The following is a 15,817-nucleotide window of genomic DNA, read 5'->3' as shown; positions in this document are numbered from 1 at the left end:
ATTGATCCAAGAACGTGCTGCGACCAACCCGCGGGCGACTTCGCCCGCGTTTTTTCTTGTGCGGCGCGGTCGCCCTCGCCCGACGCTGCCATATCCAACGAACCGCCGGATTCCTGGACGCTGAATGCTGAGTGCTGGGGCACTCGCGTATAACTAATCCGTGCCTCAGGAAAACACCGAGCGCAACGTCACCGTCTTCGGCGCCACCTCGCTGCTCAATGACACCGCCAGCGAGATGTCCTACTGGCTCATCCCTTCGTTCCTCATGTCGCTCGGCGCCGGGCCCGCCACGCTCGGGCTGATCGAGGGCATCGCGGAGAGCGTCGCCTCGCTCGCCAAGCTCTACTCCGGATATCTCGCCGACCGCGCGCCGCGGCGCAAACCCATCGTCGTCGCCGGCTATGCCGTCGCGAACCTCATGAAGCCGCTGCTGGCGCTCGCCACTTCGTGGTGGCACGTGCTGTTCATTCGCTTTGCCGACCGGCTGGCGAAGGGATTCCGCGGCGCGCCGCGCGACGTGATGCTCTCCGAGTCGGTTCCGCGCGAGCGCCTCGGCGGCGCCTTCGGCGTGCTCCAGTCCATGGACACGGCCGGCGCCATCGTCGGTCCTCTGCTCGCCCTGCTGCTGCTGCGCCACTACGCCGAGCGCACCGTCTTCTGGTTCGCCGCGATACCGGGACTCCTCAGTGTTCTGGTCATCGCGTTCGGGGTGCGCGAAACCAGCGGCGCACAGCCGGCAACCGCCGGGAACGCGACCACAAATGCGCCGGGCACGCGGCTGCCGCGCTCGTACTACTACGTCCTCTTCGTGGTCACGCTGTTTTCGCTGGGCGGATCCAGCGACATGTTTCTCATCCTGCGCGCCCAAAACATGGGCATCCCGGCGGCTGCGGCGCCGCTGCTCGGACTCGTCTTCAACATCGTCTACAGCGGCGCATCGTGGCCGCTCGGCGCGCTCAGCGACCGCGTCTCCAAGCACGGCATGGCCGCTGCCGGATACGCCGTGTACGCCATCGTTTATTCGGTCTTCGCGCTCGCGCCTGCGCGCTCCGCGATCTGGGGCGCCATGGCGTTCTACGGCCTCTACTACGCGCTCACCGATCCGGTACTGCGAGCGCTGGTGGCGCAAACCGTTCCCGCCGCGCAGCGCGGCCGCGCCTTCGGCATCTACTACTTCGCCACCAGCCTTGCCACGCTCGCCGCCAGCCTCATCGCCGGCGAACTCTGGAGCCACATCGCTCCGCACGCGCCCTTCTATTTCGCGGCCGCAATCGCCGGCGCCGCGGCGGTGCTCATGCTCTTCTGCCGCGAGTAGCCCAAATCGCCAAATCACCAAGTCAGCAAATGTCTTACCGGTCCGGCGTATGTGGCCTGCCGAAGCCGGTCACCAGCAGCGCGCACTGCGCGAACAGTCCGCCCATGGTGTCGAGCAGCACGTCTTTCATCGTGCTTGTGCGTCCCGGCTCGAAGAACTGGTGGGCTTCGTCCGCGCAGGAGGTCAGCATCGTCACCGCCAGCGCCAGCAATGCCCAGCGAAAGCGCCACGCCGGCTCGATCCAGCTTCCGCGATCGGCCGTTGCTCGGCGCGCGGGCAGCGTGGCGCGCCAGGCGCGGAACAGCAGCCAGCTCAGGATGGCGTAGCCGAAGAAGTGTCCCGTCTTGCGCAGGGCGTGGTTCAGTCCAGGCTCGTAAGCCAGCGGGACGTGCAGCAGGCGCATCACGTAGGTGAGCGCTTGCCCGGTGCTTTCCGAGGAGAACCAGCTCGTGCCAATCACCAGGATCATCGCGATCCAGATCACGGGCGGAAGCCAGAAGCGCCAGAGTGACGGTGACGGTTGCTGCGCGATGGAACTCGTGGTGACGGAGATAGCCGGCCTCAGCGGGAGCAGTTGACAGTTTACAGTCCACGGTAAGAGCGCGCGCCTGGGCTTACCTGCGAACTGTAAGCCGCGAACTGTTTACTCTAAATTGTAATTTGGCGCTTCGCGCGTGATGATCACGTCGTGCACGTGGCTCTCGCGGTATCCGGCGGCGCTGATGCGCACGAAGCGCGCCTTCTGCTGGAGCTCAGCAATGGTCGCGCAGCCGACGTAGCCCATGCCGCTGCGCAGCCCGCCGACAAGCTGGTGGACCATGGCGGCCGTCGTGCCGCGGTAGGGGACGCGCCCCTCGATGCCTTCCGGCACCAGCTTGCCCAGGCGGTTCGAGTCGCCGTCTTCGCCGGCGAGCGCGGCCGATGAGTCGTCGGCGGTCTGCATGTAGCGCTCGCTCGATCCGGCCGCCATCGCCGCCAGCGAGCCCATGCCGCGATAGGTCTTGAATGAACGACCCTGATAGAGGATGGTTTCGCCGGGGCTCTCGTCGGTGCCGGCGAAGAGCGATCCGATCATCACCACGCTCGCGCCCGCCGCCAGCGCCTTGGTGATGTCGCCCGAGTACTTCACGCCGCCATCGGCAATCACCGGCACGCCCGCGTCTTTCGTGGCGCGATAGGCTTCGGCGATGGCTGTGATCTGCGGCACGCCCGCGCCGGTCACGATGCGGGTGGTGCAGATCGAGCCCGGCCCGATGCCGACCTTCACCGCGTCCACGCCGGCGCGCACCAGCTCGCATGCGCCGTCGAAGGTGGCCACGTTGCCGGCGAGCAGCTCGATTTCAGGGAGCGCGTGCTTCACGGCCTTGACCGCTTCGAGCACGCGCGTCGAGTGCCCGTGCGCCGAGTCGATAGCGATCACGTCAACTTTTGCCCGCGCCATCTCCTGCGCGCGCTCCAGGAAGTCGCCGGTCGCGCCGATCGCGGCGGCCACGCGCAGCCGCCCCTGCGCATCTTTGGCGGCGTTGGGATACTTCAGCTTCTTCTGGATGTCCTTGACGGTGATCAGGCCCTTCAGCGTGTACTTGTCGTCCACAACGAGGAGCTTTTCCACGCGATGCTTGTGCAGGATCTTCTCGGCCTCATCGAGCGTGGTCCCAACCGGCACGGTGATGAGGTTTTCCTTCGTCATCACCTTGCTGATGGGAATGTCGGTTCGCGTCTCAAAGCGCAGGTCGCGGTTGGTGAGGATGCCGACCAGCTTGCGGTTCTTGGTGATGGGAACGCCCGAGATGCGGTAGCGCCGCATGACTTCGAGCGCGTCCGAGATCTTGTCGTCGGGCGACATGGTGATCGGGTCCACGATCATGCCGCTCTCCGAACGCTTCACCTTGTCCACTTCGCCGGCCTGCTGCTCGATCGTCAGGTTGCGATGGACCACGCCGAGCCCGCCCTGCTGCGCCATGGCTATGGCCATGCGCGATTCGGTCACCGTGTCCATGGCCGCGCTCATGATGGGGATGTTGAGCGTGAGATTGCGCGTGAGGCGCGTGGTCGTGGAAACCGTGGCCGGAACCACGTCGGAGCGGCCAGGCAGGAGCAGAACGTCGTCGAAGGTGAGGGCTTCAGGGACAGGGAAGTGAATCATTATTCTGAAAACCGCCTATCCTCATCGCTTCGGCAGGAAGCAGGAAGGCCTCTGGACGCGCGGCTCGGCGCGCCACCGGCCTCGCCGCGGAAGCTGCGTGAGCGCGATGAGACCCATTCTAGCAGTAAGGGCAATTTCACCGCCGGCCTGCCGAGTCATAGAAAATTGTCATCCCGAGCCGCCCGCGGGAGCAGCGCGACTGAGGGCGTGCGAGGGATCTCGGTTTTCCTCCGTAAGACCCAGATCCCTCGCTTCGCTCGGGATGACAATTCGGTCTAGTCACGTTCGCCATGGTTGCGAACGTCCTCTTCCATTGCAAGGTTCTTCAGGTTGTTGGCGGCGAGCTGAGCGCCCCAGAGGAGGATGCGACCGGCGTCGGGCGAGACGGCGTCTTCCGCGATGGCGCGGCAGATCTGGAGCAGGGCTGCGTGGAGCGAGGCGGCGTCTTCGATGGGCGGCAGGGCGTAGTTGCGCGGCCGCGGCTTGAAGATGCGCTGGTGGTGGCGGCAGCGGCGGCGGCCGCGGAGCGCGGGACAGGCGCACCGGGCGCCGGTCGGCAGATAGAAGTTGCAGCGCGGGGCTGTGTGGGCGACCTGGCTGGACGTATCCCCTCCCCTCCCCCTGGGTATTGTGGAATCAGCCGCTTGGGCGGAAATTTCCGCCAGTACGGGGGAAACACAGGACTTAGAGGCAAGTACGGGCGGGACAACGGGTTGCGAGGCGGGAAAGAGCGCCCGCCGTAAGTATAGCTCAGAGATATTCAAGGGAAGTTTCAGGATACCGCGGGAGGCTGTGGAAGGGCAAGCGCCATGATGCGGCAATGTCGCAAACGCCACAACAACGGCGCATCGCCGGAAGCGGCAACTTGCGCCAGCCTTGGCGCGGCGCGCACCCGGGGAATAGGATATTTGACGCGAAAACCAGTGGAACCCGCTGTGTAAGGAGGAAGCATGAAAACACGGGCCATCCTAACCAGTTTTGTGCTGATGCTGGCCGGCGCGTTGACCTGTTACGCGGCCGACAACTTCAGCGGCACATGGAAGCTGAACGAATCCAAGTCAAAGATCGCGGCCGGCGCCGCCAAGAACAGCACCGTCGTCTATGAGGCCGCGGGCGACCAGACCAAAGTCACGGTTGACGGCACTTCCGCCGACGGCAAAGCGATTCATTCCGAGTGGACGGGCAAGTGGGACGGCAAGGACTACCCGGTCACCGGCGGCGAGAATGAAGACACGCGCGCCTACACCAAGGTGAACGACCACACGCTCAGCTTCACCAGCAAGAAGGGCGGCAAGGTGACCAACAACGGGCGCATCGTGGTCTCAGCGGACGGGAAGACCCGGACCGTGACCACCCACAGCACCGACGCCAGCGGCAAGAAGATGAGTTCGACGGCGGTGTACGAGAAGCAGTAAGCCGAACCACGCTGCCCGCAGCTGGCTACTGGCTGCTTGCCAGTAGCCAGCAGTCTTTTCGCATTCATTCGGTCATTCATTCAGTTGTTCGCCCACGGTCCTGCTGAGCGACTGATCCACTGACCGACTGACAAACAAACCTCACGGCTGCGGCACCTTCTTGGCGCCTGCCTGCTCTGCCGCCTGCTGCTGGATGTTCAGCGGCAGGAAGCGCTGGAAGCCCCACGGCTCGCGGCCTTTGGCCAGTTGCGGCTGGATGGCGGCGACCAGGTCGGCGGGGGATTTGCCGGAAGCGCGCGCGTCGCTGACCGCCTTGCGCAGGTCGTTGAAGTAGTCGCGCTGGGCGCGGAGGAAGTCCACGCCGCCGACTTCGCCGTGTCCGGGGACGAAGGTGAAGTCGGGATGGGCGGCGATGAGCGTGTCGAGCGTTTCGATCCAGGGCCCGGTGGACGCGTCCATCATGTTGGGGAAGCGCGCGTTCCACAGCAGGTCGCCGCCGAAGACGACCTTGGCGTCGGGCACGGCGATGAGGGTGTCGCCGCCGGTGTGGCCCGGATCGAAGCGCAGCAGCACCTGGCGGTTGCCGAGGTAGATGTCGAGCCCCGCGCCGTGGTAGACGATGCTGGGCAGCGTGAGCGATTCCACGCGCGACTTCTGCTCGGGCGTCGCGTTTGGCCCGAAGAACTTCATGTTCTCGGTGCGCAGCCAGGTGCGCACGTTGGGATGCGCGATGATGGCCGCGCCCGCCTGCGCGTACACGCCGTTTCCGCCGGTGTGGTCCATGTGGTAGTGGGTGTTCACCAGGTAGCGCACCGGGAGCGGGGTGAGCTTGCGGATCTCGGCGAGCAGTTCGCGCGCCGACGACTCGGGGGTGAACGAGTCGATGACCAGCACGCCGTCGTCACCGATCACGAACCCGGCGTTGCCGCCCGCGCCCTTGCCGTCAATGGTCACGGCGGCGTACACGCCCTCGGCGAGCTTGTGCAGCGTGAAGGTCGGCCCGGCGGGAGCTAGCGGCGCGGCGGGCTGAGCGGCGGTCTGAGCTGCGGCGAAGGTGGTAGATAGAAGGAGGGCGGCGATCAGGTTGCGCATGGGGGAGGTATCGTAGCGGGTGGACGCCGGTGGCGTCCATTGTGTTGGGCCCACGCTTCGCCCAGAGACGGCGAAAAAAGGCGGAGCAGCAACAGTTGCGGCGCTGCCGGCGAACCAGGCAGGCCCTTAGGCGAAAAGGGGGCGGCTGAAGGATGCCCTCGATGGGTGGTAAGTGTTTGTGCGGCAACAGCTTGGACGTTTGTCTTTTTTTCGGGCAGAGCGTATATTAGTCCTTGGTAGCTGTGGTGCAGGTTGTTTCTGTGGCGAAGCACACCAGTGGGCGAGAGCCCACTTTATTTTTGAACAGAAATGACGCCGGCGGAGGAGCTCGTACGCGGGATTGCTGAACGGGTAGCCGCCACATACGGGCTGGAAGTGGTCAGCGTGGAGCTGCGCGGCGGGGGCAAGGCGCGGACGCTGCGAATCACGCTCGATCGGGACCCGCAGAACCAGCACCGCGTACCGGGTAGCGAGTACCGAGAACAAGGCGGTTCGGCGCAGGGCGGAGCGGCGGCATCGCAGGGCGGGGTAACGCTCGATGATTGCCAGAACGTGAGCCGCGAGGTGAGCACGATCCTGGATGTGGAGGACGTGATACCCGGGGGAGCGTACACGCTGGAGGTTTCGTCGCCCGGGCTGGACCGGAAGCTGGTCCGGCCGCGGGACTACGAGCGCTTCACCGGCAGCAAGGTCCGCGTGGTTACGCGGGAGCCGGTGAACGGGCAAAAGCACTTCGAGGGGCGGCTGGCAGGGTTCGCCGACGGACGGCTTCGGGTGGAACTGCCGGCATCGAAGAAGAAGGCGAAGAAGTCAAAGGACAAGGCCGCGGACGAGGGCCTCGGGGCGAGGCAGGACGAGGCGGCGGCGGCGACGGTTGAGATCGAATTGAGCAACGTTGAGCGGGCGAACCTGGCGCCGGAGTTCTAGCGGTTGGTCGTTCGTCGTTGGTCGTTGGCAAGAGCAAAGTCAAAGGCAAGAGCAAGGTCAAAAGCGGAACACAAAGGGCACGAAGGGCACGAAGGCCAACTGAGAACTGAGAACTTCGGAACTGAGAACTGAGAACGAAAAAAATGGCAAGCGATCTGTACAACACCATTGACGCACTGAGCCGCGAGAAGGGCATTGATCCGCAGATCGTGGTCAGCGCCGTCGAAGACGCCATGGTGATAGCGACGCGCAAGTCGCTCAAGACGCAGGAGAACATGCGCGCCGTGCTCGACCGCGACACGGGCACGATCAACGTGTACGCCGTCAAGTCGGTGGTGGAAGCGCCCGAGCAGGTGGAAGACCCGAACGCGCAGATCACGCTGGAAGAGGCCAAGCGCGAGGACCCCAACGTGGAAGTGGGCGGCGAAGTGCGCTGGCTGAGGGCCAGCCACCAGATGTCGAACCCGACGGGCCTGGGCCGGATTTCGGCGCAACTGGCCAAGCAGGTGATCTTCCAGAAAGTGCGCGAGGCCGAGCGCGACACGGTTTACAACGAGTACATCGGGCGCGTGAACGAGATCGTGAACGCCACGGTGAAGCGCGTGGAAGGCCCGGACGTGATCTTCGACATCGGCAAGGCGGAGGCGCGCATGCCGCGCAAGGAGCAGTCGCGGCTGGAGTCGTTCGCCGTGGGCGAGCGGGTGCGCGTGGTGATCGCGCGGGTGGAAAAGGCGTCGAAGGGGCCGCAGGTGGTGGTGTCGCGCGCAGCGCCCGAGCTGGTGCAGCACCTGTTCCAGACCGAAGTGCCCGAGATTTACGACAATACGGTGGTGATCCGCGCCATTGCGCGCGAGGCCGGCGAGCGCACCAAGATCGCCGTCATGTCAAAAGACAAAGATGTGGACGCCGTGGGCGCGTGCGTCGGCATGAAGGGCATGCGGGTGCAGAGCATCATTCGCGAGCTGCGCGGCGAGAAGATCGACATCATCGAGTTCCACGAAGACCCGGTCACGTTCGCCGAGAAGGCGCTGCAGCCGGCGAAGGTCAGCCGCGTCTCGGTGGTTGACGGCGCGGAGAAACAGCTGGAAGTGATCGTGGACGACACGCAGCTCTCGCTCGCCATCGGCAAGAAGGGGCAGAACGTGCGCCTGGCGGCGAAGCTGCTGGGCTGGAAGATCGACATCAAGAGCGAGGAAGAGAAGCGCCAGGAAGTGGAGCAGCAGATGCAGGCGCTGGTCGGCTCCTCGACGCCGCTGGAGAAGGTGCCTGACCTGGGCGAAGGCGTGATGGAGAAGCTGGTCGCCGCCGGCATCACGACGGTCGAGTCGCTGGCGGACATGACGCCCGAGCAGCTGGAGGCGATACCCGGCATCGGGCCCAAGACGGTGGAAAAAATCAGTATCGCGGTCAATAATTACTTTTCCAGCCTGGAATCAGGGGAAGCGGCGTCCACAGATTCGGTGCTCACCGAGGGCGAGGGCCCGGCGGAGAAAGACCCGCCTTCGCAGGTGGTGGCGCTGGAGCAGCCAGCCGGTGTGCAGCCGGCGGTGGATGACGAGGGAGCGAACGCGGCAGGCATGTCGGGCACAACGGCCGGGCTGGACCAGGCGGCCGACGAAGCGTCCCAGAGCGTGCAGGAATTGGTGGAAGAAGGCCAGGATTTGGAAGCAGCGGGCGTGTCCGGCGTGGAGAATGCTCCGCCGGCGGATGTGGCCGAGGTAAGTACCCACGGCGAACATCCCGACGAGGACCAGATCCCAGAAGAAAAAAAGTAGCTGAACGAACTTGTTCGGCGAATTGGGCCGTTCAAAGAGCGGCAAAACTCAAAGTCCGTGAGGCGGCGATGAAGACGTAAGCGGCACTCGACGGAAGGGACAAAACGGGGAATGCAGCCGAAGATCCGAATCAACGACCTGGCGCGCGAGCTGGAAGTCAAGAGCAAGGCGATTCTTGACGTCCTGCCGCAGGTCGGTGTGACCGAGAAAAAGACCCACTCCAGCTCCATCGAGGTGGATGAAGCCGAGCGGGTGCGCCAGTTCTTCGCGAAACAGGCGGAGCGCGACAGGGACGGCCGGGGCGCGCCCTCGCGGGGCGGCGAGCCGGAAATCAAGACCAAGATTGACCTCTCCAAGATTTCGCGTCCCGGCGACGTGCAGCGCGTGATCAGCCAGCAGGCGCCGGCCGCGCCGCGACCAGCTGGTCCGGCTGCTGCTCCGCCAGCGGCGACCCCCCTAGCGCCCCGGCCGGTCATTCGTCCGGCGGCGCCGCCCGCGGCGGCGGCACAGCCGCCGGCGCCAGCAACGCCGGTGAGCGCGCCGCCGGCAGCACCGGCGTCCGCCGCACCGGTTTCCGCAGCGCCGGCAGCACCGGCGGCGCCGGTGCGTCCGCAGGCGCCTCCGCCGGCCCCGGTTGAGGGGTCGCGAGCAGAAGCATCGAGCCCGGCGGCCCCGCCGCGGCGCGTGATCGTGCCGCAGACCGGGCCGCGTCCGGTGTACCAGGCGCCCACGCCGCAGCCGGGACAGCCGATCGCGCGGCGTCCAGGCACGACGCCGGGACAGCCCATCGCGCGCGCGCCGGGACGTCCTGAGCCCGGCAAGCCGATTTTTCAGCGTCCACGGCCGTCTGCGCCCGGCGCGCGTCCGGCGCTGCGTCCCGGCGAGCGGCGCCCGATGCATCCCACCACGCCGCGTCCCATGGGGGGCGGCCCGGGGATGGCGCCGTCGCCGGCGCGTCCCGCGGGGCGTCCGGGCGCGCCTTCGCGGCGTCCGGGCCAGCGCTACGTTCCGCGCGGCGTGAAGGAAGGGCCGATGAAGGGCTTCGTTCCGCCGCCGCGGCTCTCGCTCTCCACCGAGCCGCTGCCGATCACGCGCGCCATCACGATTACCGAAGGCATCAGCGTGAAGGACCTGGCGGAGAAACTGGAAATCCGCGGCAAGGACCTGATCACGCGGCTGCTCGCGAAAGGCGTGTTCGCCACCATCAATCAGACGCTCGATGCCGAGCTCGCCAGCGAGATGGCGCGCTTCTTCGGCGCCGAGACCAACGTGGTCAGCTTCGAAGAGCAGGCGGAAAAGGAGATGGCGCAGCAGGCCGAGTCGACCGAAGAGGCGCAGGCGGCCGGACCGCGTCCGCCGGTGGTCACCATCATGGGCCACGTGGACCACGGTAAGACGACGCTGCTCGATTCGATCCGCGCGACGAACGTTGCCGGCGGCGAGGCGGGCGGCATTACGCAGCACATAGGCGCGTACAAGGTCACCATCCAGGACAAGAATTCGCCGGCGTACGGCCGGCAGATCGTGTTTATTGATACGCCGGGTCACGAAGCGTTCACGCGCATGCGCGCGCGGGGCGCCAAGGTGACAGACATCGTTGTGCTGGTCGTCTCGGCCGACGATGGGGTGATGCCGCAGACGCTGGAGGCCATTGACCACGCCAAGGCGGCGAATGTGCCAATCATCGTCGCGGTGAACAAGATCGACAAGCCCGACGCGATGCCCGAGCGCGTGAAGAAGCAGCTCGCCGATCGCGGCCTGATGCCGGAAGACTGGGGCGGCACGACGGTGTTCGTCGAGGTGAGCGCCAAACAGAAGACGAACCTGAACCTGCTGATGGAAATGATCTGCCTGGTGGCCGACCTGCAAGAGCTCAAGGCGTCGCCGGAGCGCTCCGCCACGGGCACGGTGCTGGAAGCCAAGCTCGATCGCGGACGCGGGCCAGTCGCCACCGTGCTGGTCCAGAACGGCACGCTGCGCGCCGGCGACAGCTTCGTGGCCGGCAACGTCTATGGCCGCGTGCGCGCCATGTTCGACGATCGCAGCCAGGCGCTGGAAGAAGCCGGGCCGTCGACGCCGGTCGAACTGCTCGGCCTCGAAGGGCTGCCCGCTGCCGGCGACCAGTTCGTAGTGGCGGACCGCGAGAAGGCGAAGCAGATTTCCGAGTATCGCGAGATGAAGTCGCGCGAGGCGGCGCTGGCCAAGACGTCGCGCGTATCGCTGGAAGGCCTGGCCGAGCAGATCAAGACTGCCGGCGTGAAAGAGCTGCCCATCATCCTGAAGGGCGACGTGCAGGGGTCCATCGAAGTTCTTGGAGACCTGCTCACCAAGCTCTCCACCGAGAAGGTGAAGATCAAGCTGCTGCACGCGTCGGTGGGCGCCATCACGGAGACGGACGTGCTGCTGGCGTCGGCGTCGAACGCGATTATCATCGGGTTCAACGTGCGGCCGGAGCGGAAGGCGCAGGAGCTGGCCGAGCAGGAGAAGGTCGACATCCGCCTGCACTCGATCATTTACGAGCTGCAGGATGAGATGAAGAAGGCGATGCAGGGCCTGCTCGAACCGACCATCAGGGAGACCTACCAGGGCCGCGCCGAAGTGCGCGAGACGTTCCGCATCCCCAAGGTCGGCATGGTCGCCGGCTGCTACGTGCAGGACGGCTCGATCAAGCGCGATTCGGAAGTCCGGCTGCTGCGCGACAACGTGGTGGTGTTCAAGGGCAAGGTCGCGTCGCTGCGCCGCTTCAAGGAAGACGTTGCCGAAGTCCGCAACGGCCTGGAGTGCGGCATCTCGATCCAGAACTACGCCGACGTCAAGGTTGGCGACGTGATCGAGGCGTTCGTCACCGAGCGGATCGCGGCGGAAGCGATCGCATAGATTGGTCAGGTAGCGGTTTTCCATGCGAGAATGTGCGCGTATGGCGGTGGACTGGCGGAAGGTCATTACGTTCGAGCCCGATAAGATGGGTGGGCAGCCGTGCATCCGGGGGATGCGAATGACGGTGTACGACGTACTCGACTACCTCGCATCGGGGATGACAGTTGAGGAAATCCTGCACGACTTTCCGTACCTGACCCGCGAAGATATCCAGGCGAGTCTTGCATTCGTGAATGAGATGGTCCGTGGCAGCATGTACGTGCCGTCTTGAAGCTACTGTTCGATCAGAATGTCTCGCCGGAGTTAGTCGAGCTCCTCAGTGATCTCCCGGATCGCAGCATGTTTTCTCACTCGGCATGGCTGAGTCGCCTGATGCTCTGGTTCTGCAGTATGCGAAGCAACAGGGATTCGTGATCGTGACCAAAGATCGCCGGATTCCCAAACACGCATCCCTGGGTTTCAGCCTTCCTCCGATTGTTCTCGTGCGGACCGGCAACTGCAGTACAGCACGGGTGCACGCATTGATTCGGCGCGAAGCGATCCGCATTGAACATTTCGCGAAGTATTCGCATGTTCCCATTTTGACGCTGTTCTGATGCCGGTTGCCCACCTCACGGTCGAATTGCGCATCGAGGCGGCGCACTCGCTGAAAGACAAGCGGCAGGCGGTGCGCTCGGTCAAGGACAAGCTGCGCGCGCGCTTCAACGTCTCGGTCGCCGAACTGGAGCCGGACAATGCGTGGCAGCGCGCCACCATCGGGGTGGTCAGCATATCGGACTCGCGCGACTACCTGCGCGGGCTCATGGAAAAAGTGGAGCGCGAAGCCACGCGCGTGGCCAACAACGCCGGCGCCGAAGTGGTGGACGCGTTTGTGGAATACTACTAGCCACGCTGCGGGCTGTTACTGCCGGCCGCTGGCCAAAACAAACCAGGCGAGCAGCCGGCCGCCGGCAGCAAGCAGCGGGCCTATGGAACATCGCCAACAGCAGCATCATCGTGCGCGCGTGGCCGAGGCCCTGCGCGAGGAGGTCACCAGCATCGTCGAGGGCGAGCTCTCCGACCCGCGCGTGGCGGGCGTCTCGGTGAGCGATTTCCATCTCTCCGGCGACGGCAAGACGGTACGGGTGTTCGTGACCGTGCACGGCGAAGAGGATGAGGGCGAGCGCGCGCTGGCCGGCTTGGGCGCGGCGAAGGGATACATCCGCCGCGAACTGGTGGCGCGGCTTGGCCTGCGGCAATCACCGGAATTAATTTTTGAACTGGACAGGTCGCAACAATGCGGCGCTAGAATTGACGAACTTCTCCGGCGCGCCGGCAAACGCAAGCGCTGAGCGCGAACCAGGAACAAGGCGCGAGTCCGGCGCGGGGCGGACCGGCGCAGGGGCCCGAAGATGCTGACAGAAGTTCTCCGGCAAATCGAACGGCGGGACGACTTCCTGCTGACCTCGCACGCGCGTCCCGACGGCGACGCGATCGGCTCGGCGCTGGCCTGCTGCCAGGTGCTCCGCGCCATGGGCAAGCAGGCCGAGGTGGTGATGCACGACCCTGTCCCGGTCATCTACCGCCCGCTGCCGTTTTCCGACCAGGTGCGCGAGTCGGGCGCGGTGAACGGGCGCTACGAGGCGGCCATCATCCTGGAATGCGACAGCGTGCAGCGCACGCGGCTGGAAGGCCTGGATCCCGCAGTGCAATTTCTCATCAACATTGACCACCACTCCACCGCCCGGCCGTTCGCGCACATCAACTGGATCGATCCCGCGGCCTGTGCCACCGCGGAGATGGTTTACCGGCTGGCATGCGAAGCCGGCGTGAAGATCTCGGCCGACGTGGCCACCTGCCTTTACACCGCCGTGCTCACCGACACCGGTTCATTCGCCTATTCGGGCACGAATGAGCGGACCTTTGCGCTGGCGCAGGAACTGGTCCGGCTGGGCGCCAACCCGGCGCTGATTGCGCGCAACGTGTATTTCTCCAATCCGCTTTCGAAGATGAAGCTGCTGGGCGCGGCGCTCGACAATTTGCATCGCTCCGACAATGTGACGTGCATGCACGTGACGCGCGCCGACATGGAGCGCTGCCACGCTCTCGACGAAGACGCGGAAGGACTGGTGAACTACGCGCTCAGCGTGGCCGGCGTGGAAGTCGCCGTCTTCTTCCGCGAGCTGGGTGACGGGCGCTGGCGCGTGAGCCTGCGCAGCAAGGGACGCGTCAACGTGGCGGCCGTAGCGGAAGGCTTTGGCGGCGGCGGGCACGAATGCGCCAGCGGCTTCTCGCTGGACGGCCCGCTCAGCGAGGCCACCGATCGGGTACGCCAGGCGCTGGCGAACGCGCCGCCGAGAAAACAGGGAAGCTGCACGTAGCAGTGAGCAATTGGCACTTGGCGGTGAAGCGCCAAGCCGATCCGGCCGCAAGAACCATCCCGCCGGGAACCGGCGAGCCGAGAAACAACGATCAATTCAGGCGAAAAACGAAGAAACCCGTATCACCGAGCGGCTCCCACTGGCCCAGGTCGGCGCGCGCGAGCCGGCCGACGTGCAGCGCGCCGGGGCCGGCGACGATCACCCTGGCGCCGCACGCCCTGAACTTCGCGATCAACTCGTCGCGCTCTTGCGGAGCGAGCTTCCACCACGCCGGCACGCCGTCGGCAGAGATGTCGGCCACGATGCGGACGCCGGCGGGCAGGGCCCAGTAGTAGAGTTCGCCGCCGAGCGAAACCACGGGATCACCGGGCGCGATCCGCGCTCGCTGCAGCGCCGCCGGCATGCGCTGCGTCAGGCTCCAGCGCTGGTCTGAAGCGGCGGTAAGCCGGCGTGTGCGCGCGACCGAGGCGATCGCCAGCGCATTGAAGCTGAGCGCCGCGATGACGACCGCCGCGATGAGCACGCGCCGCGAATTCTCCGATGGGCCGAGGCGCACTCCGGCGAACAACCCGCTCCAAAGCAGGAGCAGGAAGCCGGCAATGTGGCGTCCCTCGACGTGCACGATGGCGAACATGCCGACACCGGCCGCGCCGACAATCCACACCGGCCACGCGCCCGCAAAGATCGCCCGCAGCCTGCGCTCACGCACAGCAAAAACAACCAGCAGGAGGAAGGCTGCGACAATGCCAACCTGGCTCCGGGGCAGCATGTCGCGGGTGTTGAAGACGAGCGTCTCAAGCTGCTGGCGCAGGTCAAAGTGCGGACGCACGCCCTCGTACCAGTACGCCGGATCGTCCCAGATGGGGAGCGTTCCGGGAACCGGCGACGCGTACTCGAACGTCTCCGGCTGCGCCGCAAGCTGGCGCGGGGGATGCGCCGGCACGCCGCTGGCCGGAGGTCCGCCCTGCCAGTGGAACCATATCCGCACGCCGTTGATGTACCACGCGTAGTTCAGCGCGGCGCTGTCGCCGAATGTCCAGCGGTGATAGCGGGCGTGCAGCGCGGCGGCCCAGGGCAGGCTGATCGCCGCGAACACCAGGGCCGCGACCGCAAGCCGCGGCAGAACGCGCCGGATCGTGCGCCGCGCGCCAAGCAATACGACGGCGAGCATGACGAAGGTCGCGGGGAACATGGGGGCCTTGGCGAGATACCCGGCGGCCATTGCGACGCCCCAGAGCGCGCCGTCGGCAAGGCGCATCGTGCGGCGGACCTTCAGCATCAGCGCCGCCGAGAGAAGGAGAAAAACCTCCATCAGGATGTTGGCTTCCACGAACCACGTGCCCATGCACCAGAGCGACATCCACAGAAACAGGCTGTATCCGAAGACGTGCCAGGCCCAGTCGGGGAACCCGTCCCGCGGCGGGCGCAGCCGGCCGAGTTCGCGCCAGAAGAACTCGAATGCGGCCAGCAGCGCGAAGTAGAGAACGAAATTCAGGGCGCGCGGCACCACGAAGATGGAAAGCAGCGGCGGGTGAAAGAGGCGCAACACCACCGCGGTGAGCGCCGGATAACCGGGACTCCAGTAGGAATTCGCCAGCGCGCTCACATTGCCGTTTGCAGCGGCGCGGGCGATATCGAGGTAGGAAATACCGTCGAGCATCACGTCGTGGCGGCCGATCCAGGCCTGAAGGCCCGCAATGACCAGCGCCGCGGCGCGGAAGGCGAGCCGAACGCGGCGTCCCACGGCGGTTTCAAGCCATGCCGAGGCGGAGGGCTGAAGCTGTGGTTGGGAAGCGGCAGACACTGATTTGGTTTGCGGGCGGAGCGCTGATTTCATCCACTATAACCCACTCTGGGCACGGAAGGGCGCAACGCCATTCGAACGGCGCGCAATATCCGGGCCTGTTCGA

At 65.7% G+C, this 15,817-nt stretch carries 14 protein-coding genes and 1 pseudogene; 10 read left to right on the top strand and 5 right to left on the bottom strand.

The genetic code is table 11. The annotated features are described in order from the left end of the window. The first annotated feature begins 160 nt into the window (after nucleotides 1-160). Nucleotides 161-1,315: an MFS transporter gene (locus VFA60_02290; GenBank protein HZQ90603.1), complete on the top strand. Its 1,155-nt coding sequence runs from the start codon at nucleotides 161-163 to the stop codon at nucleotides 1,313-1,315. A gap of 34 nt (nucleotides 1,316-1,349) precedes the next feature. On the opposite strand, the gene VFA60_02285 is transcribed toward VFA60_02290, so the two are convergent. The 3 genes from VFA60_02285 to VFA60_02275 form a co-directional block, all read right to left on the bottom strand. Then, nucleotides 1,350-1,799 carry a VanZ family protein gene (locus VFA60_02285; protein ID HZQ90602.1) on the bottom strand — a complete coding sequence of 150 codons (450 nt, stop codon included), beginning with the start codon at nucleotides 1,797-1,799 and terminating at the stop codon, nucleotides 1,350-1,352. A 159-nt stretch (nucleotides 1,800-1,958) separates the two neighbouring features. Beyond that, a complete protein-coding gene (guaB, locus tag VFA60_02280) occupies nucleotides 1,959-3,461 on the bottom strand; it encodes an IMP dehydrogenase (protein HZQ90601.1) in 1,503 nt (500 codons plus the stop codon). 275 nt (nucleotides 3,462-3,736) lie between these two features. Beyond that, nucleotides 3,737-4,225 (bottom strand): hypothetical protein, encoded by a 489-nt coding sequence (locus VFA60_02275; protein HZQ90600.1) that lies wholly within the window; start codon nucleotides 4,223-4,225, stop codon nucleotides 3,737-3,739. Nucleotides 4,226-4,411: 186 nt separating this feature from the next. Here VFA60_02275 and VFA60_02270 point away from each other — a divergent pair, with 186 nt between their 5' ends. Then, nucleotides 4,412-4,876, top strand: a complete 465-nt coding sequence (locus tag VFA60_02270; GenBank protein ID HZQ90599.1) for a hypothetical protein — start codon at nucleotides 4,412-4,414, stop codon at nucleotides 4,874-4,876. A 141-nt stretch (nucleotides 4,877-5,017) separates the two neighbouring features. On the opposite strand, the gene VFA60_02265 is transcribed toward VFA60_02270, so the two are convergent. After that, a complete protein-coding gene (locus VFA60_02265; GenBank protein ID HZQ90598.1) occupies nucleotides 5,018-5,968 on the bottom strand; it encodes an MBL fold metallo-hydrolase in 951 nt (316 codons plus the stop codon). A 309-nt stretch (nucleotides 5,969-6,277) separates the two neighbouring features. On the opposite strand from VFA60_02265, the gene rimP reads away from it, so the two are divergent. The 8 genes and pseudogenes from rimP to VFA60_02225 all read left to right on the top strand — a co-directional run bounded on the left by rimP (nucleotide 6,278) and on the right by VFA60_02225 (nucleotide 13,907). After that, nucleotides 6,278-6,895, top strand: coding sequence for a ribosome maturation factor RimP (gene rimP / locus VFA60_02260; protein HZQ90597.1), 618 nt, complete (start codon nucleotides 6,278-6,280; stop codon nucleotides 6,893-6,895). A gap of 143 nt (nucleotides 6,896-7,038) precedes the next feature. Further along, complete coding sequence (gene nusA, locus VFA60_02255) at nucleotides 7,039-8,670, top strand: transcription termination factor NusA (protein HZQ90596.1); 1,632 nt, start codon at nucleotides 7,039-7,041, stop codon at nucleotides 8,668-8,670. 111 nt (nucleotides 8,671-8,781) lie between these two features. Continuing rightward, nucleotides 8,782-11,547 (top strand): translation initiation factor IF-2, encoded by a 2,766-nt coding sequence (infB, locus tag VFA60_02250; GenBank protein HZQ90595.1) that lies wholly within the window; start codon nucleotides 8,782-8,784, stop codon nucleotides 11,545-11,547. Between the two features lie 40 nt (nucleotides 11,548-11,587). Beyond that, nucleotides 11,588-11,818 carry a DUF433 domain-containing protein gene (locus tag VFA60_02245; protein ID HZQ90594.1) on the top strand — a complete coding sequence of 77 codons (231 nt, stop codon included), beginning with the start codon at nucleotides 11,588-11,590 and terminating at the stop codon, nucleotides 11,816-11,818. Between the two features lie 67 nt (nucleotides 11,819-11,885). Then, nucleotides 11,886-12,143: pseudogene (locus tag VFA60_02240) on the top strand (DUF5615 family PIN-like protein). After that, nucleotides 12,143-12,433 (top strand): DUF503 domain-containing protein, encoded by a 291-nt coding sequence (locus VFA60_02235; GenBank protein ID HZQ90593.1) that lies wholly within the window; start codon nucleotides 12,143-12,145, stop codon nucleotides 12,431-12,433. Before VFA60_02240 ends, VFA60_02235 begins: the two are co-directional and overlap by 1 nt. Before the next feature lie 82 nt (nucleotides 12,434-12,515). Further along, the gene (rbfA, locus tag VFA60_02230) at nucleotides 12,516-12,878 is read left to right on the top strand and encodes a 30S ribosome-binding factor RbfA (protein ID HZQ90592.1); all 363 of its coding nucleotides are present in this window, start codon (nucleotides 12,516-12,518) and stop codon (nucleotides 12,876-12,878) included. Between the two features lie 60 nt (nucleotides 12,879-12,938). Then, complete coding sequence (locus VFA60_02225) at nucleotides 12,939-13,907, top strand: bifunctional oligoribonuclease/PAP phosphatase NrnA (GenBank protein HZQ90591.1); 969 nt, start codon at nucleotides 12,939-12,941, stop codon at nucleotides 13,905-13,907. 91 nt (nucleotides 13,908-13,998) lie between these two features. Here VFA60_02225 and VFA60_02220 read toward each other — a convergent pair whose 3' ends face one another. Continuing rightward, complete coding sequence (locus tag VFA60_02220; protein HZQ90590.1) at nucleotides 13,999-15,651, bottom strand: hypothetical protein; 1,653 nt, start codon at nucleotides 15,649-15,651, stop codon at nucleotides 13,999-14,001. Nucleotides 15,652-15,817 lie beyond the last annotated feature (166 nt).

The organism is Terriglobales bacterium (genome assembly GCA_035651995.1).
Taxonomy (GTDB): Bacteria; Acidobacteriota; Terriglobia; order Terriglobales; family Acidobacteriaceae; genus DASRER01.
This window is presented reverse-complemented; position numbering and strand designations above follow the sequence as displayed.

Excerpts from the sequence above, each read along its gene's own strand:
- guaB (HZQ90601.1), bottom strand. The coding sequence starts at position 3,461 with ATGATTCACTTCCCTGTCCCTGAAGCCCTCACCTTCGACGACGTTCTG.
- VFA60_02270 (HZQ90599.1), top strand. The coding sequence starts at position 4,412 with ATGAAAACACGGGCCATCCTAACCAGTTTTGTGCTGATGCTGGCCGGC.
- VFA60_02265 (HZQ90598.1), bottom strand. The coding sequence starts at position 5,968 with ATGCGCAACCTGATCGCCGCCCTCCTTCTATCTACCACCTTCGCCGCA.
- rimP (HZQ90597.1), top strand. The coding sequence starts at position 6,278 with ATGACGCCGGCGGAGGAGCTCGTACGCGGGATTGCTGAACGGGTAGCC.
- nusA (HZQ90596.1), top strand. The coding sequence starts at position 7,039 with ATGGCAAGCGATCTGTACAACACCATTGACGCACTGAGCCGCGAGAAG.
- infB (HZQ90595.1), top strand. The coding sequence starts at position 8,782 with ATGCAGCCGAAGATCCGAATCAACGACCTGGCGCGCGAGCTGGAAGTC.
- VFA60_02245 (HZQ90594.1), top strand. The coding sequence starts at position 11,588 with ATGGCGGTGGACTGGCGGAAGGTCATTACGTTCGAGCCCGATAAGATG.
- VFA60_02235 (HZQ90593.1), top strand. The coding sequence starts at position 12,143 with ATGCCGGTTGCCCACCTCACGGTCGAATTGCGCATCGAGGCGGCGCAC.
- rbfA (HZQ90592.1), top strand. The coding sequence starts at position 12,516 with ATGGAACATCGCCAACAGCAGCATCATCGTGCGCGCGTGGCCGAGGCC.
- VFA60_02225 (HZQ90591.1), top strand. The coding sequence starts at position 12,939 with ATGCTGACAGAAGTTCTCCGGCAAATCGAACGGCGGGACGACTTCCTG.